Annotated in this window: 25 protein-coding genes and 1 riboswitch; of the genes, 4 read left to right on the top strand and 21 right to left on the bottom strand. The window is 42.9% G+C overall.

What is annotated here, in order from left to right:
• Positions 1-4: 4 nt before the first annotated feature.
• From HFM85_RS00710 to pcrA, 13 genes are all read right to left on the bottom strand, one after another.
• Entirely contained in the window at positions 5-397 is a 393-nt protein-coding gene (locus HFM85_RS00710) for a VOC family protein (RefSeq protein ID WP_173736818.1), read from the bottom strand.
• 9 nt (positions 398-406) lie between these two features.
• Positions 407-1,435 (bottom strand): zinc-dependent alcohol dehydrogenase, encoded by a 1,029-nt coding sequence (locus tag HFM85_RS00705; RefSeq protein WP_117823768.1) that lies wholly within the window; start codon positions 1,433-1,435, stop codon positions 407-409.
• A 401-nt stretch (positions 1,436-1,836) separates the two neighbouring features.
• On the bottom strand, positions 1,837-2,961 hold the full coding sequence (locus tag HFM85_RS00700; protein ID WP_330594661.1) for an ROK family transcriptional regulator: 1,125 nt from the start codon (positions 2,959-2,961) through the stop codon (positions 1,837-1,839).
• A 378-nt stretch (positions 2,962-3,339) separates the two neighbouring features.
• Entirely contained in the window at positions 3,340-3,891 is a 552-nt protein-coding gene (locus HFM85_RS00695) for a flavin reductase family protein (RefSeq protein WP_173736817.1), read from the bottom strand.
• A gap of 1 nt (position 3,892) precedes the next feature.
• The gene (locus HFM85_RS00690) at positions 3,893-4,750 is read right to left on the bottom strand and encodes a dCTP deaminase (protein WP_173736816.1); all 858 of its coding nucleotides are present in this window, start codon (positions 4,748-4,750) and stop codon (positions 3,893-3,895) included.
• A complete protein-coding gene (locus HFM85_RS00685; RefSeq protein WP_173736815.1) occupies positions 4,737-5,336 on the bottom strand; it encodes a nucleoside/nucleotide kinase family protein in 600 nt (199 codons plus the stop codon). The genes HFM85_RS00690 and HFM85_RS00685 overlap by 14 nt, the downstream gene beginning before the upstream one ends.
• 37 nt (positions 5,337-5,373) lie before the next feature.
• Positions 5,374-7,107, bottom strand: a complete 1,734-nt coding sequence (gene rlmD, locus HFM85_RS00680) for a 23S rRNA (uracil(1939)-C(5))-methyltransferase RlmD (RefSeq protein WP_173736814.1) — start codon at positions 7,105-7,107, stop codon at positions 5,374-5,376.
• Positions 7,108-7,317: 210 nt separating this feature from the next.
• Entirely contained in the window at positions 7,318-7,548 is a 231-nt protein-coding gene (locus HFM85_RS00675; protein WP_173736813.1) for a hypothetical protein, read from the bottom strand.
• A 218-nt stretch (positions 7,549-7,766) separates the two neighbouring features.
• The gene (locus HFM85_RS00670; RefSeq protein WP_173736812.1) at positions 7,767-8,120 is read right to left on the bottom strand and encodes a CGGC domain-containing protein; all 354 of its coding nucleotides are present in this window, start codon (positions 8,118-8,120) and stop codon (positions 7,767-7,769) included.
• 36 nt (positions 8,121-8,156) lie between these two features.
• Positions 8,157-8,912 (bottom strand): ABC transporter ATP-binding protein, encoded by a 756-nt coding sequence (locus tag HFM85_RS00665; protein ID WP_021651662.1) that lies wholly within the window; start codon positions 8,910-8,912, stop codon positions 8,157-8,159.
• Positions 8,912-9,997, bottom strand: coding sequence for a FecCD family ABC transporter permease (locus HFM85_RS00660; RefSeq protein WP_330594660.1), 1,086 nt, complete (start codon positions 9,995-9,997; stop codon positions 8,912-8,914). The genes HFM85_RS00665 and HFM85_RS00660 overlap by 1 nt, the downstream gene beginning before the upstream one ends.
• Before the next feature lie 14 nt (positions 9,998-10,011).
• A complete protein-coding gene (locus HFM85_RS00655) occupies positions 10,012-11,106 on the bottom strand; it encodes an ABC transporter substrate-binding protein (protein ID WP_021651660.1) in 1,095 nt (364 codons plus the stop codon).
• 106 nt (positions 11,107-11,212) lie between these two features.
• Positions 11,213-11,502, bottom strand: a riboswitch (cobalamin riboswitch).
• A 101-nt stretch (positions 11,503-11,603) separates the two neighbouring features.
• Positions 11,604-13,847 (bottom strand): DNA helicase PcrA, encoded by a 2,244-nt coding sequence (pcrA, locus tag HFM85_RS00650; RefSeq protein WP_173736811.1) that lies wholly within the window; start codon positions 13,845-13,847, stop codon positions 11,604-11,606.
• A 159-nt stretch (positions 13,848-14,006) separates the two neighbouring features.
• Between pcrA and HFM85_RS00645 the strand changes: the two genes are divergently transcribed.
• Positions 14,007-14,627, top strand: coding sequence for a DUF1836 domain-containing protein (locus tag HFM85_RS00645; RefSeq protein ID WP_173736810.1), 621 nt, complete (start codon positions 14,007-14,009; stop codon positions 14,625-14,627).
• 82 nt (positions 14,628-14,709) lie between these two features.
• Here HFM85_RS00645 and HFM85_RS00640 read toward each other — a convergent pair whose 3' ends face one another.
• Positions 14,710-15,027, bottom strand: coding sequence for a YerC/YecD family TrpR-related protein (locus HFM85_RS00640; RefSeq protein ID WP_173736809.1), 318 nt, complete (start codon positions 15,025-15,027; stop codon positions 14,710-14,712).
• Positions 15,028-15,279: 252 nt separating this feature from the next.
• On the opposite strand from HFM85_RS00640, the gene HFM85_RS00635 reads away from it, so the two are divergent.
• The 3 genes from HFM85_RS00635 to HFM85_RS00625 are packed head-to-tail and all read left to right on the top strand — an operon-like array spanning position 15,280 to position 17,425.
• Positions 15,280-15,957, top strand: coding sequence for a YesL family protein (locus HFM85_RS00635; protein ID WP_173736808.1), 678 nt, complete (start codon positions 15,280-15,282; stop codon positions 15,955-15,957).
• Entirely contained in the window at positions 15,957-16,898 is a 942-nt protein-coding gene (locus tag HFM85_RS00630) for a TIGR01212 family radical SAM protein (protein WP_173736928.1), read from the top strand. Before HFM85_RS00635 ends, HFM85_RS00630 begins: the two co-directional genes overlap by 1 nt.
• A gap of 14 nt (positions 16,899-16,912) precedes the next feature.
• Positions 16,913-17,425 (top strand): DUF4364 family protein, encoded by a 513-nt coding sequence (locus tag HFM85_RS00625; protein WP_173736807.1) that lies wholly within the window; start codon positions 16,913-16,915, stop codon positions 17,423-17,425.
• A gap of 48 nt (positions 17,426-17,473) precedes the next feature.
• Here HFM85_RS00625 and HFM85_RS00620 read toward each other — a convergent pair whose 3' ends face one another.
• The 7 genes from HFM85_RS00620 to HFM85_RS00590 form a co-directional block, all read right to left on the bottom strand.
• Entirely contained in the window at positions 17,474-18,796 is a 1,323-nt protein-coding gene (locus tag HFM85_RS00620; protein WP_173736806.1) for a replication-associated recombination protein A, read from the bottom strand.
• Positions 18,797-19,039: 243 nt separating this feature from the next.
• Positions 19,040-19,804 carry a polysaccharide deacetylase family protein gene (locus HFM85_RS00615; protein WP_173736805.1) on the bottom strand — a complete coding sequence of 255 codons (765 nt, stop codon included), beginning with the start codon at positions 19,802-19,804 and terminating at the stop codon, positions 19,040-19,042.
• 102 nt (positions 19,805-19,906) lie between these two features.
• Positions 19,907-20,527 carry a cytidylate kinase-like family protein gene (locus HFM85_RS00610; RefSeq protein WP_119239317.1) on the bottom strand — a complete coding sequence of 207 codons (621 nt, stop codon included), beginning with the start codon at positions 20,525-20,527 and terminating at the stop codon, positions 19,907-19,909.
• A 10-nt stretch (positions 20,528-20,537) separates the two neighbouring features.
• Entirely contained in the window at positions 20,538-21,248 is a 711-nt protein-coding gene (locus HFM85_RS00605; RefSeq protein WP_119239318.1) for an ABC transporter ATP-binding protein, read from the bottom strand.
• A gap of 13 nt (positions 21,249-21,261) precedes the next feature.
• Positions 21,262-22,020 carry an ABC transporter ATP-binding protein gene (locus tag HFM85_RS00600; RefSeq protein ID WP_119239319.1) on the bottom strand — a complete coding sequence of 253 codons (759 nt, stop codon included), beginning with the start codon at positions 22,018-22,020 and terminating at the stop codon, positions 21,262-21,264.
• Between the two features lie 2 nt (positions 22,021-22,022).
• Positions 22,023-23,096 (bottom strand): branched-chain amino acid ABC transporter permease, encoded by a 1,074-nt coding sequence (locus HFM85_RS00595; RefSeq protein ID WP_173736804.1) that lies wholly within the window; start codon positions 23,094-23,096, stop codon positions 22,023-22,025.
• A gap of 10 nt (positions 23,097-23,106) precedes the next feature.
• Positions 23,107-23,991, bottom strand: coding sequence for a branched-chain amino acid ABC transporter permease (locus HFM85_RS00590; protein ID WP_015526088.1), 885 nt, complete (start codon positions 23,989-23,991; stop codon positions 23,107-23,109).
• Positions 23,992-24,070 lie beyond the last annotated feature (79 nt).

The following is a 24,070-nucleotide window of genomic DNA, read 5'->3' as shown; positions in this document are numbered from 1 at the left end:
TTTATCAGAGTTTCTGACAGAACTCTATTCTTTCCTCATTTGGTCCCTTAATCATAAAAAACTTCACACCATTTTCCCAAAATGGTAGTTCTTCGATTCCGTCTGTAATAATTGTGTATTTTTCATTGCGGATTTTCTGATACATACTTTCAATATCTTCCACATCAAGTGCAACATGTTGGTATGCACCGTCTGACATTGCCGCCTGCCCATTTTCAAAAGTCTCTATACAGTAATTTTCTATCTGTAAAAATGCCACTTTTTCCCCTGCTTTTTCATTATAAGACTGCATAATCACTTCAAATCCAAGACTCTTATAAAACTCAACTGTTTTCTGTAAATCGTTTGTCGGAAGCCCGACATGGGCAACTCCGACAATTCCATATTTATTTTCCATATACGCTCCTTACTTTTCACTGACATTGATAATTACTTTCATCGTTGTCTCACGGTTATCATCAATATACTGGTATGCCTTCAGATAATCTTTAAAAGCAAATGTCTTTGAGATAAGCGGTTTCAAATGCACTTTGCCCTCATTTACCAGTCTGATTCCATCTATATAATCATCATGGCGGTACATCATCGTGCTCTTAATGTCAAGTTCGTGGTCATTTGCCACTGCAAGATCTACTTCTGCCATTCCTGCAAAAACAGCCACCAGTACGATCGTGCTTCCTTTTCTTGCATATTTAATTGCCTGTCCCATTGTGATATTGTTTCCAGCACAGTCGTAGATTACATCCGCCTTATCCGGTCCAAATGCTTCGATCATTGCCTCACCGAAGTCTTTATTTTTGGTATTCACACACACATCAATTCCACATTCTTTTGCCTTTGCCAGTCTAAGATCACTGATATCTGTGATCATCACTTTCGCTGCCCCCATTCCTTTTGCTGCCTGTGCCACGAGATTTCCAATCGGTCCTGCTCCAAGAACTGCAATATTCATGCCAGCTACATCACCTATCTGTTTTACACCATGAACTGCCACAGCAAGAGGTTCAATCATAGCGCCTTCTTCATAGGACATATCTTCTGGAATAGGTGTTACTTTCGATGCATCCACTGCAAAATACTCAGATGCTGTTCCTGTCGTCTGAAATCCCATTACTTTTAATTCCTCACAGAGATTATACTTTCCATGACGACATGGATAGCAATGTCCACAATATACCTGAGGCTCTATCGTCACCTTCTGTCCCACATGAAACTCTGTGACATTTTTTCCAAGTTCTGTGATCTCACCTGAAACCTCATGTCCCTGTGTTACCGGATATTTTGTAAACGGATGTTTTCCATGATAAACATGAATATCTGATCCACAGACACCAATATTCATAATCTTTACCAACACCTGATTTTCCTTTACCTCCGGAACCGGAACCTCTCTGAAAATAATTTCTCCTGGATTTGTCATTACCTGCTGTAACATAATTGTTTCCTCCTTTTTATGTTGTTTTATTTTGTGTTTTATAAAATATTTTATTAAAGTAATTATATTATTGCCATGTAAACACAATTTGTCAATATGTTTTTTCATATTTTTATATATTTCATAATTTTAAAACACATTTTTTGTATATTTTTCACAATTAACACGCAAAAAAACGGAAAGGAAACCGTAGTTACTGTTTTCTTTCCGTTTTTTACTATAATATCTTTTTTTAATTTTACACAACTTCTCGTTTTTCCCACATATAAAGCGGACATCCTCATTCGCTTTGTAACCTGTCAGTGGGAGCTTTTAACTCCAACAAACTAAACATCCCCTTACCCTACACGTAATGCCCTACGCACCAGATGCGGTGTACTGCTTATCTGAGTTCAAAAAATTTACAATTCTACCATATGTTTTGTAAAAAAGTATTTCGCGGCTCCAACAGCCGACGCTTCTTTCTTATACGAACAATTTTTCAAGTATGAAACATCATGCTCAAAGCCATTATATGCCATCACTTTTTCTCCCAGTGGTATCATATAATCTGACAATACACCTCCCACATCACCTCCTAGTATGATATCCATATCATAAGCCATCCGCAAATTTGATATCAAAACAGCAAGATGATCCAGATACTCATTCCATGTCTGCAAAATTTTTTCATCACCACTTTCAATTTTTTCCATAAATGCATCCAGTGACTGCCTGTTATCTTGTGTCAGTACACTTGCAGCACAATATGCATCTGCACATCCTGATTTACCACAATAACACTTTCTTCCACCGGGAACGAGTATCATGTGACCAAACTCCCCTGCTTTCTGGTTCTGCCCTCGAAACAGCTTTCCATCTATGCAGAATGCACCTCCTAAGGTGTGGTTCAAAGACAGATATATCGCATTTGGATACTTTTGCTTTTTTTCTGCAAGCATTGCAGCATTAGCATCGTTTTCAAAATATACTGGAATTTCCAAAGCCTGCTCTAAAAAGCGCAGACTATAATTCTCTATACCTAAAGCATGAGATTTTAAAACAATCCGTTCTTTCTGATCAATAATTCCTGGAATCGCCACTCCAATCCCAAGTAGCGTATCCTTCGCTAATTCGCCTTCAAGAAAAGTTTTGACCTTTTGTGCCACCTCTGTACAATAGGATAATTCTGCCGTAAATTTTAAACGGATGCGATCTTTTTTTATAATCTCATCTCCAAGATTTACTAATACCATTTCTATATGATTCGCTGTAATCAAAATTCCCATTGCATGACAGTATGACTTATTAATACCTATACTTTTTGCCTTCCTTCCACCGGTTGAAGCATATTCCCCAGTTTCTTCCAACACCCTTTTTTCTAACAAGTCATTCACATTTGCTAACACAGTCGGCATACTCAAGTTTAACTCTTTTGCGATTCCCGCCTTGGATGTAACATGATTGTCTAGCACATAATTAATTATTTTTTTTCTTGTTATATTTTTTTTATCTTTATTTTCCGTTTTCTTACCCTCTTTTATCAAATATATTATAAAAGAATTATATGCTTTTTTATTCTTCTTGTAAAGTAATGTTTTATAATAAATCTCCGACAGAATTTATCTTATAAACAGCAAAAAGCTCCCGAAGGAGCTTTCCACGCTTTAGATATACACCAATTCTTTTAACACAATCTCTTGTGGCTTCTGTCGGGACAAAAGAACTACCGTCTCAACATGAGTATCAAATCAAAACATATCCCCACAAAATTACGGCAATATGGGCAATATTTATACAGTAGTAAGACCGCTCGTACATCCCTTGTCCCACAAAATTATGAATAAATTTGTAGTCATAATCAAAATTCTAAATTTTCACTTAAAATATTTATACTCAAAAACACATTATCAGAATAATCATCTTTATATTGTATCATGTGTCTTACCATAAACTCCCAATATTTGTTTATTCAATGAATAATAGTTAGGTCGAAAATATGTTACAGGGTTTAAAGACTCATGTAAATTTGTTCCACTTATATGCTCATCAACTAATTTTTCAACTACTCTTGCCACTATTAAATGATGGCTTCCCAACTCTAATACTCTTTCTACTTCACATTCAATATTTATTGGACACTCTAGTATTAAGGGAACATCTATCATTTTTCCTGGAATTTTTGTTAAATTACATTCTCTAAACTTATCATGATTTTTACCCGAAAATGTTCCACAATAATCTGCTATTTCCAGAAGATTTTCGTTAATAATATTTGCGGTAAAACATCCTGAATTGCATATAAGATTATATGAAAATCTTGTTGGTTTTACTGAAATAGTTATATATTCTGGATGAGAACATGCTATACCAGACCAAGAAACGGTAAATACATTTTCTTCATTACCAAATTTTGAAGTTATCAGCAAGATAGGGCACGGATATAATAATAATTTGTCTTGTAATTTCTTTTTCATCTTATCTTTCCCTTTCACTTTTTTCCGAGATTTTATAAAAATACCAGCTCATTATTATATATAAAACAGATAAAATTACCATTATTACAATTGCCCACATTTTATTATCCATAAAACCGATTATACCAATTCCGACAGTTATTGCAAAACCAAAAATTGACTGGAAAAGGGTATTTAATTTAGCTGAAGAAGTTTTCCTCTCTAATAAAGACTTTTTCTTTGGCTTTAAACGCTTTATACACTCTTGAGTTCTCTCATCATATTGCTTTCTATCGCTAGATTTAATTACAGGCAATTTATATCTATCTTCCAAAGCGAATGTGCCATTGTATGGATTTTCATTGTGATTTGTCTTTTCAACAATAAGTTGCGCTAATTTTTGATATGGGAATATCTTTAATACGGTATTTGAATTATTTTTAATCTGTAAAGCAGCAATTGAGTTTATTCCACTTGAAAATTTCTCTTGTGTACAATGAACCGATAATCCAAAACGAGAAAAAGTACTCCTCCCACTAATTCTACCAATTAAATCACCAACCAAATTTATTCTTTCTAAGGTATCGACGAATAATAATGCTCCTGGTTTTAAATCATAGCCAGTTTCAGCATTTAATTGCACTTCCTCAAAATATTTCTCAAAATTTTCATCCGAAAGAGTATTAACAAACTGATAATCATTTGATAAAATATAACCTTTATTATTAATTCTTAAGTCTATTGAATCATTTCCTATTTGTTCAATTGAAAAGTCATCGTAAATTGTGGTTATTAAAATGCTATCCTCACCTATATGATTTTTTAAATCCTCCTCAGAAGTACGCAAAATGCTCATTATTCCTGTCTTATCTATTACCATTTTTTCTTTCTCCTTCTATGTAATTTATAATAACATTGCACTTTTTTTCTATGGGCAACTCTTCTGGTATTAATTCGATGTTCATAAACTCAGCTAGGCTCGAATTAATAGTTTTCAAATATGCACTTTTAGTAGTCTTTAACCATTTTAATGATTTTTTATTTGAATCTCTAATTTGTCCCTTTTTGGGGTCTACATCAAGTATAAATACTTTCTGTGGGAATAATTTTACTTCAAAAAAAAGTAATATTGTCAACAGCCTGTTATTTTCTAAAGCTTTAGGATAGAAATAGCATATATTACTTAAAAAACATCTATCCATAATTATAATTTTATCTCTACTTTTATTATTAATTTTAAATAAAATATAGTTTTTGTAACTAAGTAATAAATATATAGGAACTTGCAACATATAAAATTTCTGCATAATTGCACTTGACACTATCCTATCTATAAACTTTCCTTTATGAGTTCGTTTATAAACTATACTTTTTTCGCCAAAGTAACGACAAATTTCATTAATTAATGTTGTTTTACCTGATCCATCTATACCCTCTATAGCCACAACAATTTGACTTTTATTCAACTAATTCCTCCTTTAACCCAATATTATAGATATCACTTTAAATAACTCCATAATATCTCAAAGCATCCTTTATCGCTTCCACTTTCTCTGCCGTTGGATGCTTCCTCGGCTGTTTCAATTCTTCTACCGCATTAGGAGCATCACACATCGGCAAGCCTAAATCTCTCTTTACCTCTGCGATATATGTGGTATGTACTTTGAAGCCGTATTTAGCTTCTATGTACTCCTTTATCATTTTGTAGGTCACTCGTTCTTTGGGCTTATAGCTTTCCGCTCTTTTAGCAATATTATCAAGGGGAACTTTTCCCTCACCCTCGCCAAACTCAACTTTTACGTTGATATGTCCGTCTGGCTTTTTGTGGGAAAGCAGTACGACCGTCTCCACATGAACTCCCTGACAGAACTGATCAACTGCACAGGCGTTGGTCATCTCGTATCCGGCTTCATAAAATGCCGGAAGGTCTCTCACAAGGCTTGTAACCTTGCAGGAAATGTATACGATCTGGTCTACTCCGTAAGCCAGGATCTTTGGAAGGGCTTTAGGGTGAACGCCATCTCTTGGTGGATCAAGGATGATCATATCCGGTTTCTCCGGCACCTCGTCCAGAACCTTCAGCACGTCTCCGGCAATAAAACGACAGTTATTGATGCTGTTAAGTGCAGCGTTTTCTCTGGCGGCTTTTACCGCATCTTCCACGATCTCCACACCGATCACCTCGCTGGCAACGGACGCCGCAAGCTGGGCAATGGTGCCGGTTCCGCTGTAAAGATCAAACACCACCTTATCTCTGGTATCTCCTACATATTCCCGCACTTTGGAGTAAAGGATCTCCGCAGCCAGGGAATTTGGCTGAAAGAAGGAAAATGTACTGATCTTAAATTTCAGCCCAAGAAGTTCTTCATAGAAATAATCCTTTCCATAAAGGATCTTCGTCTCATCGCTTTGTACCACGTCAGATAAAGAATCATTTAAAATGTGCATGATTCCCACGATCTTACCTTCCAGCGGAAGTGTGAGAAGCTGCTCTTTCAGAGACTCCAGATCATATTCTTCCTGGGTAGTCGTTACCACATGCACCAGGATCTCGCCGCTTGTCACACCTCGTCGTATGAGAAGATGGCGGAGATATCCTACATGCTGAAGCTTCTTATAAAAACTGGCATTTCGTTCCAGGAAAAACTCCCGCACACAGACAAGGATCTTCGTCATATCCGGATGCACCAGCTTACAGTCATCCGTGTTCAGGATATCGTAAGTGCTGCCCTTCTTATGAAGCCCAAGGGACAGCGGCCCATCCTTATACTCATCCCCAAAGGAAAACTCCATCTTATTGCGGTACCCGAACTCAATGGGACTGCCGTAGATCCCATCCCAGTGATATAAATGCTCTGTAGCCTCAGCTTCTTCTGTCCCATCACCGTTCTTCCCGATCTTAGCCAGGCTCTCTCTTACTGCCCCATCCAGAAGTTCTCTCACCTGACGCTCCTTCATCTCCTTCTGTGCCTCATAGCTCATGGTCTGGTACATACAGCCGCCGCATGCCGGAAACTCCTGACAGGCAGGTTCTCTTGTTTCCAGGGGAGATTTCTCCAGGACCTCCAGAAGACGTCCTTCCGCCCGGCCGGAACGTTTCTTATTGATCATAAACCGGACTTTCTGTCCCGGGATTCCGTTTTTTACAATTACTTTCTGGTCATCAACCCAAACAAAACCTTTGTTTGGAAATTCCACTTTTTCTATAATACCTTCGTAAATTTCACCTTTTTTCATAAATCCTCTTTCTGTTTTATAACCAGCAGACAATAATTCGAACATTCAGGATCCTCTTTACTGTCTGCTCATGAACGCCAGCGTTTCACGGTCCGTCTTCAAAAATCAAGCCCCGGTATCGCGCCGGGGCTTCAATTATCCGCTTCTCATATTCATACATAACAGACAGCCATTCTGCTCTGCTCAAAACAGCCTCTGCAGCGAAAGTTCTTACTCTTCCTCATCCTCGAAATAATCATCGAAATCATCATCAAAATCCTCTTCGAAATCTTCCAGATAATCCGGAGCGAAGAAACGGTATACTGCAAATGCAATACCTGCAACAGCTGCAACTGCACCGATGATCGCCAGTACCCAAAGGACTGTGTTCTTGTCTTTCTCTTCTTCTTTCTTCTTCAATGTTGCAAGCAGCTCTTCAAGTTTTGTTGTATTGAAATTCATAACACTGCACCATCCTTTCTTTCTGTTCGGCTGTACTTTCTGTCAGTAAATCTACAGCGCAGCGTTTTTTGAGGTCGCTGCACCCGAGCCTTTTTTAATGTCCTTATTATACCACCATATGTCTGGTTTTACCAGAACTTACACAAATTTTCGCAGAAACATTCTGTAAAAAAATCGCCGTATTTCTGGCATTTCCGGAAAGATACGGCGGTTTTCTCTTATTCTTTATGGGTTCCTCGGATCACTTTGATCCCGCGTTCTTCTATCAGACCGCAGATCTGTGTTATCCGCGGACATTCCTTTTTTTCCTCATTCAGACGGCATACCCCGACATGGATGACGCTGATCTTTTCACTGACCAGCCGGTCTGCCTTTTCCAAAATCCCCTCATCTTCAGCAGGTTCTTTTTCATTGGTTTCTTTGCATCCGTTGCATGTCATCACAGCTGCCAGAATCGTATCTTCCGGATAGCCGGAAAAAAAATCTCTTCTTTCCCGAAATGCAGACAGACATCCTGCCCTGGTACACACATCATTAGAATTAAGGCATGTCAAAATCCCGATCTTTTTCATCTTTTTCCCTCTATGCATCCCGCCTCACAGCCAGAATCATAAAAACAAAATATGCATCTTTCCGCGGCTGTCGTAAACGATCTCCGCTTCTACTTTATAGATCCTGCGGATCAGCTCCGGGGTCAAGACTTCTTCCGGCGTTCCGTAACCTTCCAGAACTCCGTCCTTCAGTACATAGATCTTATCACAGTATGCTGCTGCAATATTCAGATCGTGAATAGCGGAGATCACGGTTACATTAAGTTTTTTCACCAACTCCATCAGCATGATCTGGTGGGTAATGTCCAGATGATTGGTAGGCTCATCCAGAATCAGTGCAGAGGTCTGCTGGGCAAGTGCTCTTGCCAGGATCACCCTCTGCTGCTCTCCTCCGGAAAGAGTGGAAAAGGTACGGTCTGCAAACGCCTCCATCTGTACGGTTTTCAGCGCTTCATCCACGATCTGGTAATCTTTTGCATTGTCCCGTTCCAGAGTCTTTTTATGAGGCGCACGCCCCATAAGAACCACCTCGCGGACCGTAAAATCAAAATTATAATAATTGTGCTGTGCCACCACGGCCATTTTTTTCGCAGAGCTTCGAACACTCATGGAATGAAGCTCCTCGCCGTCCAGATACACGGCTCCTGCGTCTGGTTTCAGAATACGGTAAATGCATTTCAGCAAAGTGGATTTTCCGCTTCCGTTTGGTCCGATGATTCCTACCAGTTCCTTATCCTGGGATTCCATGGAGATTCCCTTCAGGATCTGTCTGGCGTGAAAGCCAACCTGAATATTTTCTGTGGTGATCTTCATTACCGGGCACCTCCGAATCCATAGGATTTCCGCACAAGCAGATAAATAAAGCAGGGAGCACCGATAATGGATACCAGCACACCGATGGGCATCTCGGAATTTTTAAGGATCACACGACATGCCACATCGCACCAGATCAGAAACGATGCACCAAGAAGCGCACTTAAGGGGAGCAGTTTTCTGTGATCTGTTCCAAAAAGGATCCGGACCACATGAGGGATCACCAGTCCCACAAATCCGATCACACCGGCACAGTACACGGCAAATCCGATCATAACAGAAGCAACGATCAGATAAAAAGTCCGCAGTCTGTGCAGATCTGTTCCAAGGGTAATGGATACGTCATCTCCCAGAAGCATCAGATTCAGGTTCCGGTACTGCGTCCAGAAAACAGCCACGCACACCAGCGTAACCGGAAGCATTACACCCACTCTGGTCCAGCTTGCTCCGGCAAGACTTCCCATGCTCCACTTCATAACTTCTGTTGCCGCATTTTTGTCATTGGTAATATAAATGACAAAATTGGAAAAAGCAGAACAGACTGCGCTGACCGCCATTCCCGCAAGGATCAGTTTTGCGGAAGTTGCCTTTCCACCCATGTTTGCAATGGCGATCACCGCAAAAGAAGTGATCATCGCGCCAATGAAAGCTGTGATTCCCACAGAGTTTCCGCCAAGAAAGCTTCCGATTCCAAGCATGATGGCCAGTGTGGCACCCAGAGATGCACCAGATGAGATACCCAGCACATACGGGTCTGCCAGCGGGTTCTGCACGATAGCCTGCATCACCACGCCGCACACGGAAAGAGACATTCCAACTGCCAGAGCCAGAAGGACTCTAGGCAGCCGGATCAGCCACACAACATCATGAACTGCGCCTTCCGCATAGGCGGACAGACTTTTTATATGAAACAATTTATAAGCGATAACGCTGTATACATCCTTCAGTGACAGATCCGCATTTCCAAAAGTGATGGCTGCAAGTATGGAAAAAATAAGGAATCCTGCAAGTCCGATGAGAACTGCCACATACATGGATGTTCTGAGCACCTTATCTTTTTTTCTCTGTGAAGCTGTTTCTTTCACTGCATTTTCTCCGATCAGTCAAGATTTACGTCCGGATATAATCCCTTTGCAAAAGTTTCGATTCCGTCCTGGGTACGTGTTGCACTTGCATACATCTCACTGAGCATGATCGGGTAAACACGTCCGTTCTTTACTGCGTCAAGGCTCTTCAGGGACTCATCATCCTGGATCACTGCAAGCTGGCTGTTCTTAACAGTTTCCGGATCATCTCCTGCATATGGCATGTAAACCACAAAGATCACGTCAGGGTTGGCTGCGATGATATCCTCTTTTCCAACGGTGGAAGCATCCGGGTTTGCAAGAGTTGCGCCTAACTGTGTTACCATATCTCCGCCAAGGCTCTTTACGCCATAGTTTGTGATGTCATCTCCAAGAGGCTCCAATACCATTACGCTTGGTTTGTCTTTTACATCTGCAGTTGCAGTAAGAGTTTTGTCGATCACTGCTTTTGCATCATCAACGATAGCCTGCGCTTTGTCCTGTACATCGAAGATCTTTCCGATATTTAAGATATCTGTGAATTCATTTTCCAGTGTTCTGTCGCCGTCCGGACGAGTATTGGTGTTGTAGTAGGTGTTGCAGCCTTTGTCGATCCAGTCTGTTACATTTCCCAGATTCTTATCAGAGAAAAGAGAGCTCCAGGATAAGATCATGTCCGGCTCCAGCATTGTTACAGTTTCAAGGGATGGGGTAAATTCGTCAAGATAATTTGTTTTTGAGAATGCTTCTTTGAGATCTTCCGGAACTTCATTATCAAGACCTGCGGTAGCTACCAGGTGGTCTTCCAGACCAAGTGCGAGCATAGTCTCAATGCTTCCCTGATATACAGCAAGGACTTTTTCCGGTGCTTTTTCATAAGTGGTTTCGATTTCGTTTCCATCGTAATCATAGGTTGTGATGGTCAGAGGATATTCTGTCTTGGTTGCCTCTGCGGAAGAATCTTCGGTGTCTGCAGACTCTGTACTGTCTTCTGCTGCCGGCTGGTTGTCTTCCTTGATGGTCTCGGAGTCTGCTCTCTCTGCGGCATAAACAGCCGGAGCTGCAGATACGGTCATTGCCGCTGCCATTACCATTGCCATGATTCTTGTGGATACATACTTGTTTTTCATTTCATTTCCTCTCTTTTTGCCTGTTTTATCTCCTGTTGCCTATGGGTAACCGAAAAGATGGGGCTTCATAAAATCTGCACGGAACACTTTGTACGGAAGCTCCCACTTACATACTGTCAAGCAGGTTTCCTGACTTACAGACTCAGAAAAAACTCCGCAAAATAAAAACTGATACACCATTCATCTTTTAACCGATCATGAATGATGTATCAGAATTTTCTCCAGAATCTCTCTGACATCGGGATTTCGCCTTCTCACATGAGTTTCTGCAATGGCATGTGAAATCCCTTCTTCTGTATACAGTGGCCGCAACCGCTCAGGCTTTTTACCCGATTCCCTCTCACAGTATCCGGCAGCATATGTGCCGGTGATACTGTTCACTTCACAGCAATTCAATTACGCTGATACTAATTCTAGCATACCGGTTTTCCAATTACAACCTTGAGGCCGGATTTTTACAGTTTTTTGCAGAAATAGTCTGCCCGGAGAGATCCCTCTCAGATCTTTTTCAGCTTGGCAAAACCGGCGAACATCTTCTTTACACCGACTTTATCGAAGTCAACCGTAACCTCGTAATCTCTTCCGCCTTCGGTAATATTCTTCACGATACCAACACCGAATTTCACATGGCGTACCGTATCTCCCACGCCGTAGTCCAGACTGGAAGCCTTGGTAACTGTAAAATCCTTCTTCTGCAGACTGCTTTTTGCCTGGAAATTCATTTTCATCTGGGCATAGGCACTCTTTGGCGACATGATGTTCTCTACCTGCGGCTTTTTCTCCTGAATGGTATGTCCCAGATCTACCAGCTCCCGCGGTACCTCCCTCACAAAACGTGATACTTTATTATACTGTGTCTCACCACGGATCATCCTCTGCCTTGCACAGGTAAGCGTCAGGTTCTTCATGGCTCTTGTGATTCCTACATAGCAGAGTCTTCTCTCCTCTTCAATATCAGAAGGATCTCCTGACCAGATAGACGCATATCCCGGGAAAACTCCATCCTCCATTCCCACCATAAATACATTTGGAAACTCCAGACCTTTGGCACTGTGGAGCGTCATAAGAAGTACATAATCCTGATCCGGGTCAACAGAATCAATATCAGCCACCAGCGCGATCTCCTCCAGAAAAGCTGAAAGTGTAGCCTGCTGTCCGGCTTCTTCCATGGCTTCCTGGAAAGATTCTGTCTTGGATATCAGCTCATCGATATTTTCGATCCTTGCCTGGGCTTCTTCTGTTTTCTCAGCTTCAAGCTCCTTCACATAACCAGTCATCTCAATAACTTCTTCCAGGGTTTCACGGACTGTATAAGCCTCTGCCTTGCTCTTTAATCCCTGGATAAAGGAAACAAAATCATTGATCTTGGAAGCAGCACGTCCAATGGACGGCACTTCCTCCACCACGCGGAGCGCATCATAGAAGCTTAAATTCATATTGTCCGCATAATCCTGGACACGACCGATACTGGTAGCTCCGATTCCACGCTTCGGCACATTTAAGATTCTGCGCACTGCAAGATCATCACTTGCATTATCAATAGTCTTGAGGTAACTCAAAAGATCCTTGATCTCCTTGCGCGCATAGAAATTAACCCCACCAACGATCTTGTAAGGAACATTCGCCAGGAGGAATTTTTCCTCAAAAAGACGTGACTGGGCATTGGTTCTGTAAAGTACCGCACAGTCCTTGTACTGGAATCTGCCGCTCCTGCGTCCCTGCATGATCTCACCGGTTACATACTCCGCTTCCTCGAAACCATTGTTGAACTGACGGAAATGGACTTTATCCCCCTCTTCGTTCTCTGTCCAGAGAGTTTTTTCCTTACGCTCTGTATTGTGGACGATCACCTCATTGGCTGCGTTAAGGATATTCTGGGTAGAACGGTAATTCTGCTCCAGGCGCACTACCTTTGCTTCCGGGAAAACCTTTTCAAAGCCCAGAATGTTCCCTATATTAGCTCCGCGGAAACGGTAAATGGACTGATCATCATCACCTACAACGCAGAGATTCTTGTATTTCCCAGCAAGAAGGCTTACAAATTTAAACTGTGCTGTGTTTGTATCCTGATACTCATCTACCATGATATAGCGGAAACGCTCCTGATAATAATCCAGGATGTCCGGATTATGCTGAAAAAGCTCCACAGTCTTCACGATCAGGTCATCAAAATCCAGGGCATTGTTTCCGCGGAGAATGGACTGATATTCCTTGTACATTCCTGCGATTTTCCGTGCATCCGGGTCACTTCCTGCGTTCAGTTCCATCTCCTCCGGAGTGATCAGCTCATCTTTGGCATGAGAGATCTCGCCAAGCACAGCTCTCTCTTTATAAATCTTCGTATTGATATTGAACTTCCGGAAAATTTCCTTCATGACAGTCTTCTGGTCGTCTGCATCATAGATTGTAAAATTACTGCTGAATCCAAGCACCTCGATATGTCTGCGAAGAATCCTGACGCATGCGGAATGAAAAGTGGAAACCCAGACACTCTCTGCGCCCATTCCGGCAATCTTGTTCACACGCTCACGCATCTCACCGGCAGCCTTGTTGGTAAAGGTGATGGCCAGGATATTCCATGGATTAACCTCTTTTTCTTCCATTAAGTAGGCGATCCTGTGGGTCAGCACTCTTGTCTTGCCGGAACCTGCTCCTGCAAGGATAAGAAGCGGTCCCTCTGTATGTACGGCAGCTTCCCTCTGCATGGGATTTAATGTATCCAAAGCTTCATGTATACTCATTTTAATCTCCATTTCTTTTTCCATATGAACAGTATCTATATACTATCATGACTTTTCCCCATGGTAAACCCACAACATCAAATTCCTTTTTCCGGTAAAAAAAGTTTCTTTACAAGTAGTATTTAAAACTATATAATAGGGAGCAGAGGTGATAATACGATGACAAATAATGAAAAAGAGATGATGAACAGCATTTTTGCAAAAATTGCTGAACTTGATTATATAAAACCTGATGAGATTCCGAATATCAATCTGTACATGGATCAGGTGACAACTTTTATGGAAGAGAATCTTGCTTCCACCAAGCGTCACGAGGATGACAAGATCCTGACCAAGACCATGATCAACAATTACGCGAAGAACAAGCTTCTCCCGCCGCCTGAGAAGAAGCGTTACTCCCGTGAGCATCTGCTGATGCTGATCTTTATCTACTATTTTAAGAATATCCTTTCCATCAGCGATATCCAGACTCTTCTCGGACCTATCACGGAGAAATATTTTAAATCCATGACAGAGAAGGACATGACTTACATCTACCAGGAAGTTTTCAGCATGGAACAGACACAGATCCGCTATCTGGAAAAAGATCTCATGCGCCGCTTCAAGAGTGCAGGTGAGATCTTCGAAGACGCAGATCCGGAGGACAGGGAATTTCTTCATCAGTTTTCTTTCATCTGCCTTTTAAGTTTTGACGTTTACATGAAAAAGATGATCATTGAGAACATGATCGATCATATGAACTCATCCAAAGGCGATGGCACATCCAAAAAAGAGAAATAAAGAAGAAAAGAGACAGACCATCACGCCTGTCTCTTTTTTACGTTATCGCAGTCTCTGCTGTCGCTGTTACAGCCGACATACATTACTCTGCTTTATCGTTCTTCTCTTCATCGTTCTTTTTCATACGTGCAAATACCATCTCATACCCGTCATTTCCATAATTCAGAGAACGGTTCACACGGCTGATCGTAGCTGTGGAAGCCCCTGTCTTCTCTGAGATATCAAGGTATGTACGCTTGTCAGTGAGCATCTTCGCTACTTCGAAGCGCTGAGATAATGAAAGCAGCTCATTGATGGTACAAACATCCTCAAAAAATGTATAGCACTCTTCTTTATCCTTCAGGCACAGGATCGCTTCAAACAGGTGATCCACGGCCTCCGTCCTGATTTTTTTACTCATTGTTACGCTCCTTTAGATTACATAGTTTTTCATCTGATATAATACTGATATTTTAACACTCTAAATCGTGATAAGCAAGCCTTTTACGGAAATTTAATAAACTATTTCATTAAATTGTCTTTGTATGGCGGACACTTGCTCTTATTCGTCCAATCTTCATCTAATCTATTTGGGGTTTGCTTTTTCTGCTCTGATTGGTTATACTTAAAATAATATCTTCAAAAAGAAAAGAAAGAAAAGGAGACTTACCAAATGAACCGTTTTTTTAACATGGACAATAAGTTCTTCGTGTTCATGGGACGTGTGGCAGACCTTATTCTTCTGAATATCCTCTGCATTCTCTGCTGTATTCCGATCGTTACGGCCGGAGCTTCCATCACAGCACTTTACTACGTCACACTGAAGATGGCAAGAGACGAAGAATCCTATATTATCCGAAGCTTTTTCCGCTCCTTCAAACAGAATTTTAAACAGGCCACCATCATTAATGTAATCCTGCTGCTCACAGGTGCAGTCCTGTTTATCGATCTTCGAATCGCAAAAGGCGGAAGCGGAATGCTGTACAAGGGTCTTTTCACATTATTTATCGCATTCGCTATTATCTATGCGCTGATCCTTCTGTACATTTATCCGATCCTTGCCAAGTTTTTCAACTCCATCAAAAATACTTTTGTGAACTCATTTCTGATGTCGATCCGTCACCTTCCGCAGACGGCCCTGATGCTTGTGATCTCAGCATCACCGATTTTGCTTCTGTGGCTTTTCGCTTATGTGAGCTTCGCACAGGTGACATCTATCCTGATCATGCTTTTTGTGCTGATGGGATTCTCAACACTGGCTTACTGGAAATCGAAGATCTTTGTTAAGATTTTTGATAACTACATACCAGCTGATGAAGAAGCACCAAAGAACGAGCCTGATCAGGCATGATGAAACGCTGGAACGATAAACCGTATCATTCCCTGGACTACATGCTCCGGGAACGGTACGGTGAGAAGGTCTACCGGGTAGCCCTGAACGGAGGCATGTCCTGCCCTAACCGTGACGGCACCCTTGGAAAAAAAGGCTGCATTTTCTGCAGCCAGGGAGGAAGCGGTGATTTTGCTGCAAGCGCATCTCTTTCTATCACGGAACAGATCGACACCCAGATCGCAAGCCTTTCTTCCAAAAGACCGATTCATAAATATATCGCCTATTTCCAGGCATATACAAATACTTACGCTCCTGTGGAATATCTTAAGAAAATTTTTACAGAAGCGATCTCTCACCCGGATATCGTGGCACTGTCCATCGGAACAAGGCCTGACTGTCTGGGCGATGATGTGATGGAGCTTCTTTATTCTCTTAATCAGATCAAACCTGTGTGGGTCGAACTGGGGCTTCAGACCATCCATGAAAAAACAGCCAGATACATCCGGCGCGGTTATTCGCTTTCCTGCTTTGATGATGCAGTAAACAGGCTTCGGGCAGGAGGGATCGAAGTGGTCGTCCACACGATTCTGGGGCTTCCAGGCGAAAATCCTGACGACATTCTGGAAACCATTTCCTACCTGGATCAAATGGATATCCAGGGGATCAAGCTCCAGCTTCTCCACGTGCTTAAGGGCACAGATCTTGCCGGAGATTATGAAGCAGGGCTTTTCCGGACATATGACAGGGAAGAATACCTGGATCTTGTGATCCACTGTCTGGAACATTTACGGCAGGATATTGTCATTCACCGCGTAACCGGAGATGGTCCGAAAGATCTGCTTATTGCACCTTTATGGGCCAGCCGCAAGCGCGAAGTTTTAAATCTTCTTCACCACAGAATGAAGGAGCGCGAAAGTTTTCAGGGAAAAGCCCTCGAAGCTCTTTCCCTCAGCCAGTAAAAAGGAGGATTCTTATGGCATCACCTTTTACAACATACAAGCTTATTATCTTATATATGCTACAGAATTCCGAAGGGGATCTCACCAACTCACAGATCACTGATTTTATCCTGGACAGGAAATATACCAATTATTTCCAGCTTCAGCAGGCTATTTCCGAGCTTGTAGAGGCAGATCTGATTGAGATGTCTTCCCAATCCAACCGTTCCTACTACCGACTGACCGGTGAAGGACGGAATACCTTGAAATATTTTTCCAGGGAACTCTCTTCTGATATAAAGAAAGAAGTGGAAGAATATCTCAATACCCTGCACTGCAAGATTGAGGAACATCTTCTCACACCTGCTGACTACTATCCTACCAAAGAGGGAAGTTATTCCGTGCGCTGCCGTATTATTGAGAACGATGTCAATATGGTTGACCTGAGCATCAATGTTCCCAATCTGGCTGCTGCACAGTCTGTATGTGAGAGCTGGCCCTACAAATATCAGAACGTTTACGACAAAATAATGGAGGAGCTTCTTTAAGAAAGCTCCTCCATTTTTTTCATAAATCAAGACTACCCTCTCTGTCTCTTATTCTGCTTCATCATGTATCTTCTTCATGTGTTCTTTTAATTTTTTCTCATATCCCATATCACTGAGTTCATAGAAATGTTCTCCTTCGATCTCAGATGGTAGATACTGCTGATTTACATAATGATTTCGATAATTGTGGGCGTATTTGTAGCCGATGCCATGTCCGAGGCTTTCGTGTCCGCCATAATGGGCATCCTGGAGATGCACAGGAACTGTGGTCTTCTTCGCCTTTACACAGCGCATGGCCTCCTGAATGGCATTCACTGCAGAATTGCTCTTCGGTGCACAGGCCATGTAGGTAACAGCCTGGGAAAGGATGATCTGGGATTCCGGCATCCCTACCCGCTCCACAGCCTGTGCCGCTGCTGCTGCCACGCAGAGAGCCTGTGGATCTGCATTTCCGATATCCTCGGAGGCCAGTATCATGATCCTTCTTGCAATAAACTTCACATCTTCCCCTGCGTAAAGCATTTTTGCCAGATAATAAACTGCCGCATCCGGGTCTGAGCCACGCATGCTTTTAATAAATGCAGAAATAATATCATAATGATTGTCACCGTTCTTATCATAACGCACCACACGCTTCTGAATGCACTCAGAAGCCACGTCAATGGTCAGATGGATCTTCCCGTCCTCTGACCTGGGTGTTGTAAGGATTCCCAGTTCTACGGCGTTTAAGGCGCTTCTGGCGTCTCCTCCTGCCATATCTGCCAGAAACTCCAGGGCATCCTCATCAATCACAGCATCATAACTCCCCATTCCTCTTTCCGGATCGTTCACTGCCCGCCTGATCAGTTCCTTCACTTCCGGGATCTCCAGAGCCTTCAGCTCAAAGATGATAGATCTGGAAAGGAGCGCGCCGTTTACCTCAAAATATGGATTCTCAGTTGTAGCTCCGATAAGTATGATGGTTCCGTCCTCCACAAAAGGAAGGAGATAATCCTGCTGGCCTTTGTTGAAACGATGGATCTCATCGATAAAAAGGATCGTTTTCTTTCCATACATGCCAAGATCATCCTGGGCCTGCTTCACTACAGCTTCCATGTCTTTCTTGCCTGCTACCGTTGCGTTAATCTGGGTGAAATTCGCGCTTGTGGTATTGGCGATAACTTTTGCCAGTGTAGTCTTTCCTGTTCCCGGAGGGCCGTAAAAAATAACTGAAGTCAGTTTATCGGCTTTAATGGCGCGATACAGCAATTTATCTTTTCCCACGATATGCTGCTGCCCTACCACCTCATCCAGAGTTCTCGGGCGCAGTCTGGATGCAAGCGGGGATTCCTGATCCAGAGTTTTTGATTTCGCATATTCAAATAAATCCATATTATTCTCTCCTGATACAAATAAGGGGTCTGCTGCACCCCTGTTCTGTCTGAAAACCGCCATATAAATACAGCTGCTGATAAGTTCTTTATTCTTAATATTACCTGCTTATATAAAAAAAAGCAATCGTTTCCTGAAGTCTGCACTGCCGGCATGTTACCACGTGTTACTGTTCCCTCTGTTCTCAGCAACATGCTTCGCGATATACGAAAATCCTGCTTTACGTGATTTCGCGCTGCAATTCTACATCACCAGCAGCTCATCCGCAGTCACCAGATCATACCCTTGCTCTGTGAGCATGTCTGCAATCTGCAATGCTGCTTCTACTGAACTTGAAAAGCTGTCATGCATCAGAATAATGGAGCCATCCTTCACTTCCCGCTGAACGATATTTTCCACAGACTGCACATTCTTCGATTTCCAGTCCAGAGTATCCACATCCCAGAATACAGGCAGCATGGTAACACAGAGCTCCAGATCCTTCGGCCAGGCTCCATAGGGCGGACGAAGATACATGGGATACTCTCCTGTAATCTCATAGATCTCATTATTTGTCTTTATGATCTGCTGGCAGGCCTGATCATTGGGAAGCTTATCAAGCTGTACGTGATCATAGGTGTGATTGCCGATGAGATGGCCGTCTCTCTGCATCTGCGTTACGATTTCCTCATTTCCCCGGATATTTTTCCCCATAAGAAAAAATGTGGCATGGATCCCCCGCTTCCGCAGACCATCCAGAAGCAGCGGTGTATATGTTGCATGAGGTCCGTCATCAAAGGTAAGAGCCGCACGTGGACGATCCTCTTTTTCACTCCTGTCAGAGGCTGTCTCCGCCACCGATTCTGCTTCTTTTTTTCCGTACTGCGCCACCACCAGCCGGAGCATCCCCTTACCGGCGATCATTCTGGCCATCTGCATCCGAAATGCACTGTCTGAGATTTTTCCATATCCGCTGAGCAGGATCAGTACCACTGCCATTACACAGAAATATTTTTTTCGCTTATCCATATTTCCCGCCGGATCAAATATACTTTTCCACAATATATGAAAAAATCCCCGGGAAAAGACTTTCTGCTCTTCTTTCCCGGGGAATATTCTCTGATATATGTCTTATTTCTTCAGGATCTCAAGTGCGCTCTCGATCTCCTCCACACATTTCTCATAACCAAGGGTACCGTTATCCAGGCACAGATTATATTTCGTCATGTCTGCCCAGTCAACACCCATGAAACGTTTGCAGAAATCTTCTTTACGCTTGTCATCCTTCTGCATGAATTTCTCAATATCCTTTGTAGTTCCGCTGAGCTTCTTACTTGCCTCACGGATACGGAAATCCCAGTCTCCGTAAACAAACACACGGAGAACATTCGGATAATCTTTCAGGATCATGTTTGCACAACGTCCGATGATCACACAGGACTCTGTTTCTGCCAGATGACGGATCACCTTCGCCTGATAATTAAACAGGTTCTCATCGGATGTGAAAGCCTTACTCTGCGGTGGGATCAGCTCACCCTTGTAGATTCCGGACTTTGCAAAAAATCTCTGCTTGGTGCTGACATTTTCATCTGCCCGTCCAAAAAGCTCCTGGCGGATACCGCTCTCATCGGATGCCATACGAATGATATCCTTATCATAGTAAGAAATCCCTAATTTCTTTGCAAGCTTCTCTCCGATGGTACGTCCGCCGCTTCCATACTGTCTTGCAATGGTAATTACGAAATTATCCATGATCTTCCCCCTACTCTCCAAGATATGCCTTCTGAACAGCTTCGTCATTCAGAAGATCCTGGGCCTTTCCATCCATGGTGATGCTTCCCGTCTCAAGAACATAAGCACGATCAGCAATAGAAAGTGCTTTCTTCGCATTCTGCTCAACAAGAAGTACGGTTGTACCGCTTTCGCTTACCTCACGGATGATATCAAAAATCTCATTTACAAAGATTGGTGACAGACCCATGGACGGCTCATCCATCAGGATGATCCTCGGTTTGCTCATCAGTGCACGCCCCATGGCAAGCATCTGCTGCTCACCACCGGAAAGAGTTCCTGCACGCTGTCCTTTACGTTCTTCCAGACGCGGAAATCTCTTGTATACACCGGCAAGGCTCTCTGCGATCTCTGCCTTGTCTTTTCTTGTGTAAGCTCCAAGAAGAAGATTCTCATAAACGGACATATCCGCAAATACTCGTCTTCCTTCCGGAACGTGTGCCATTCCCATTTCTACGATCTTATGGGCTGGTGTTCTTGTGAGGTCTTTTCCCTCAAACACAATGCTTCCGGACTTCGGAGAAAGAATTCCGGTAAGTGTCTGAAGTGTGGTTGTCTTTCCGGCGCCATTGGCACCGATCAGCGCAATAACCTCTCCCTGATTTACATGAAAAGAAATTCCCTTCAGGGCCTGGATCACACCATAGTAAACCTGGAGGTCTTTTACTTCCAACATTGCCATTGTCTCGTCCTCCTTATTCTCCCAGATATGCAGTAATAACAGTCGGGTCTTTCAGTACTGTGGATGTCTCACCCTGGATCAGTACCTGACCGAAATTCAGAACAGTCAGTTCCTCACAGATGCCGCCAACCAGTTTCATATCATGCTCAATAAGAAGCACTGTCATATCAAAATGCTCACGCACAAAACGGATAGTATCCATCAGTTCCTGTGTCTCATTAGGATTCATACCGGCTGCCGGCTCATCCAGAAGAAGAAGCTTCGGCTCTGTGGCAAGTGCTCTGGCGATCTCAAGCTTACGCTGTTTACCATAAGGCAGGTTGCCGGCCAATGTGTCAGCTTCTTTATCCAGGTCAAAAACCTTCAGGATCTCCATCGCTCTCTCGTTCATCTCTTTTTCCACCTTATAGTATTTCGGCAGTCTTAAGATCCCGGTCAGTGTGGAGTATGGATGATGATTGTGAAGTCCTACTTTTACATTGTCAAGAACAGGCATATCCTTGAAAAGACGGATGTTCTGGAAGGTTCTTGCGATTCCGGCCTTGTTGATTTCAATGGTGCTTTTTCCTGTGATATCCTGGCCGTCAAGTTTGATGATTCCTTCTGTTGGTTTGTATACCCCTGTGAGAAGGTTGAATACAGTTGTCTTACCGGCTCCGTTAGGTCCGATGAGGCCATAGAGCTGTCCTTTCTCAATGGTCATGTTAAAGCCGTCAACAGCACGAAGACCGCCGAACTGGATAGACAGATTATTTACTTCCAGCATTGCCATGATCAGGCCACCTCCTTTTTCTCTTTTTTGCCTTTAAATTTCTCTACCATGCGTGCTCTCCAGTCTCTCGCCGCCGGTGCCCAGTTAAAGAGCATCATGATGATCAGTACGATAGCATAGATCAGCATACGGTAGTTTGCGAATCCACGGAGAAGCTCAGGCAGTGCATAGAGGATAATTGTTGCAATGATAGATCCTCTGATATTTCCGATTCCTCCAAGTACTACATACACAAGTACCAGAATGGACATATTGTAATCGAATACAGAAACCTTAAGAAGAGAAAGGTTATGTGCATACAGCACACCTGCAACTCCTGCAAGGGCTGCAGAAATGGTAAATGCCAGCAGCTTATATCTGGTGATATTGATTCCTACAGACTCCGCTGCAATACGGTTATCCCTGGTTGACATAATAGCACGTCCGCTTCTGGAGTTTACAAGGTTCTGTACAATAAACAATGTGAGAAGAAGCAGGATCACGCCGATCAGGAAAAAGTAATTCTTGATATCTTTATAAAGAGTTGCTGTTCCCGAAATACCAAGAGCGCCTTTTAAGATCTGCTTTCCGCCGGCTTCCAGATGAAGACCGGCTGCACTTGTTGCAACGTGAAGTCCTTTGTCATCCACGCCAATGTAAAGTACATTGATCAGGTTCTTGATGATCTCACCAAAAGCCAGTGTAACAATAGCCAGGTAGTCACCGCGGAGACGAAGTACCGGAATACCGATGATCACACCGAACAGTGCTGCAACTGCTGCACCTACAAGGATTGCAAGGATAAAGCGAGGAACCTGCGGAATGGAGTCTGCAGCAACCTGTGAAAACAGGGCACTGGAAAAAGCTCCCACGCACATGAAGCCCGCATGTCCAAGGCTCAGCTCACCGGAAAAACCGACTACCAGGTTCAGGGAAACTGATGCAATGGTATAAACACAAAGGGGAACAAGAAGTCCCATAAGAAGTCTGGAAAGATTTCCAGTTGAGGAAAGTGCCTGTACGATCACAAAGAGTACAATGACAATTCCGTAGTTGATCATATTATTTCTTGTTGTTTTGTTTTTCATATTCTTCATATCGGCCACCTTACACTTTCTCCTGGATGTTCTTACCGAACAATCCGGTCGGTTTTACAAGAAGCACGACGATCAGGACTGCAAACACAATGGCATCTGCAACCTGGGAAGAAATATAAGCTTTTCCGAAGATCTCGATGATTCCCAGAAGGATGCCGCCGACCATAGCTCCCGGAATCGAACCGATTCCACCGAATACAGCAGCTACGAAAGCTTTGATACCAGGCATGGCTCCTGTGTACGGAGTCAGTGTCGGATAAGTCTGACAGAGCAGAAGGCCTGCGATCGCTGCAAGTCCGGAACCGATGGCAAATGTGAGGGAAATTGTCGCATTGACGTTAACTCCCATCAGCTGTGCTGCATCTCTGTCCTCGGAAACCGCCTGCATGGCACGGCCAGGTTTTGTCTTTTTTACAAAGAGGGAAAGTCCCACCATGATGATGATACATGCAAGGATGGTTACGATGGTGATTCCCTTGATGGTAAGCTCACCGTCAAACAGTGTGATGGACGGAACTTTGATAACAGCTACGAAACTCTTGGCATCTGCGCCGAAGATCAGAAGTGCCAGGTTCTGAAGCAGATAACTGACACCGATAGCCGTGATAAGAACGGCCAGGTTTGAGGAAGCTTTTCTAAGTGGACTGTAAGCTACCTTCTCAATGACAACACCAAGCAGTGTACAGATCACAACGGAAAGGATCACTGCAAGAATCGGTGACATACCGCCTCTTGTGATACAGGTAAGAATGATATAAGCTCCTACCATAATAACATCTCCGTGTGCGAAGTTCAGCATCTTGGCAATACCGTAAACCATGGTATATCCAAGCGCAATGATCGCATAGATACTGCCAAGACTGATGCCGTCTTTCAAATAAGATATAAAACTCATAACGCACCTCTTTTAATTGTTTATTGATAAGGGAAAAAGGGGACGGTTCCCACTAAAGGTGACCGTCCCCTGACCCCTA

The organism is Blautia schinkii (genome assembly GCF_013304825.1).
Classification (GTDB): Bacteria; Bacillota; Clostridia; order Lachnospirales; family Lachnospiraceae; genus Blautia_A; species Blautia_A schinkii_B.
The sequence above is the reverse complement of the archived record's forward strand: the minus strand, read 5'-3'. Positions and strand labels throughout refer to the sequence as shown.

What these genes read in the sequence shown, in the direction of transcription:
- HFM85_RS00710 (WP_173736818.1), bottom strand. Translation starts at nt 397, where the DNA reads ATGGAAAATAAATATGGAATTGTCGGAGTTGCCCATGTCGGGCTTCCG.
- HFM85_RS00705 (WP_117823768.1), bottom strand. Translation starts at nt 1,435, where the DNA reads ATGTTACAGCAGGTAATGACAAATCCAGGAGAAATTATTTTCAGAGAG.
- HFM85_RS00695 (WP_173736817.1), bottom strand. Translation starts at nt 3,891, where the DNA reads ATGAAAAAGAAATTACAAGACAAATTATTATTATATCCGTGCCCTATC.
- HFM85_RS00690 (WP_173736816.1), bottom strand. Translation starts at nt 4,750, where the DNA reads ATGGTAATAGATAAGACAGGAATAATGAGCATTTTGCGTACTTCTGAG.
- rlmD (WP_173736814.1), bottom strand. Translation starts at nt 7,107, where the DNA reads ATGAAAAAAGGTGAAATTTACGAAGGTATTATAGAAAAAGTGGAATTT.
- HFM85_RS00675 (WP_173736813.1), bottom strand. Translation starts at nt 7,548, where the DNA reads ATGAATTTCAATACAACAAAACTTGAAGAGCTGCTTGCAACATTGAAG.
- HFM85_RS00670 (WP_173736812.1), bottom strand. Translation starts at nt 8,120, where the DNA reads ATGAAAAAGATCGGGATTTTGACATGCCTTAATTCTAATGATGTGTGT.
- HFM85_RS00665 (WP_021651662.1), bottom strand. Translation starts at nt 8,912, where the DNA reads ATGAAGATCACCACAGAAAATATTCAGGTTGGCTTTCACGCCAGACAG.
- HFM85_RS00655 (WP_021651660.1), bottom strand. Translation starts at nt 11,106, where the DNA reads ATGAAAAACAAGTATGTATCCACAAGAATCATGGCAATGGTAATGGCA.
- pcrA (WP_173736811.1), bottom strand. Translation starts at nt 13,847, where the DNA reads ATGAGTATACATGAAGCTTTGGATACATTAAATCCCATGCAGAGGGAA.
- HFM85_RS00645 (WP_173736810.1), top strand. Translation starts at nt 14,007, where the DNA reads ATGACAAATAATGAAAAAGAGATGATGAACAGCATTTTTGCAAAAATT.
- HFM85_RS00640 (WP_173736809.1), bottom strand. Translation starts at nt 15,027, where the DNA reads ATGAGTAAAAAAATCAGGACGGAGGCCGTGGATCACCTGTTTGAAGCG.
- HFM85_RS00635 (WP_173736808.1), top strand. Translation starts at nt 15,280, where the DNA reads ATGAACCGTTTTTTTAACATGGACAATAAGTTCTTCGTGTTCATGGGA.
- HFM85_RS00630 (WP_173736928.1), top strand. Translation starts at nt 15,957, where the DNA reads ATGAAACGCTGGAACGATAAACCGTATCATTCCCTGGACTACATGCTC.
- HFM85_RS00625 (WP_173736807.1), top strand. Translation starts at nt 16,913, where the DNA reads ATGGCATCACCTTTTACAACATACAAGCTTATTATCTTATATATGCTA.
- HFM85_RS00620 (WP_173736806.1), bottom strand. Translation starts at nt 18,796, where the DNA reads ATGGATTTATTTGAATATGCGAAATCAAAAACTCTGGATCAGGAATCC.
- HFM85_RS00615 (WP_173736805.1), bottom strand. Translation starts at nt 19,804, where the DNA reads ATGGATAAGCGAAAAAAATATTTCTGTGTAATGGCAGTGGTACTGATC.
- HFM85_RS00610 (WP_119239317.1), bottom strand. Translation starts at nt 20,527, where the DNA reads ATGGATAATTTCGTAATTACCATTGCAAGACAGTATGGAAGCGGCGGA.
- HFM85_RS00605 (WP_119239318.1), bottom strand. Translation starts at nt 21,248, where the DNA reads ATGGCAATGTTGGAAGTAAAAGACCTCCAGGTTTACTATGGTGTGATC.
- HFM85_RS00600 (WP_119239319.1), bottom strand. Translation starts at nt 22,020, where the DNA reads ATGGCAATGCTGGAAGTAAATAATCTGTCTATCCAGTTCGGCGGTCTT.
- HFM85_RS00595 (WP_173736804.1), bottom strand. Translation starts at nt 23,096, where the DNA reads ATGAAGAATATGAAAAACAAAACAACAAGAAATAATATGATCAACTAC.
- HFM85_RS00590 (WP_015526088.1), bottom strand. Translation starts at nt 23,991, where the DNA reads ATGAGTTTTATATCTTATTTGAAAGACGGCATCAGTCTTGGCAGTATC.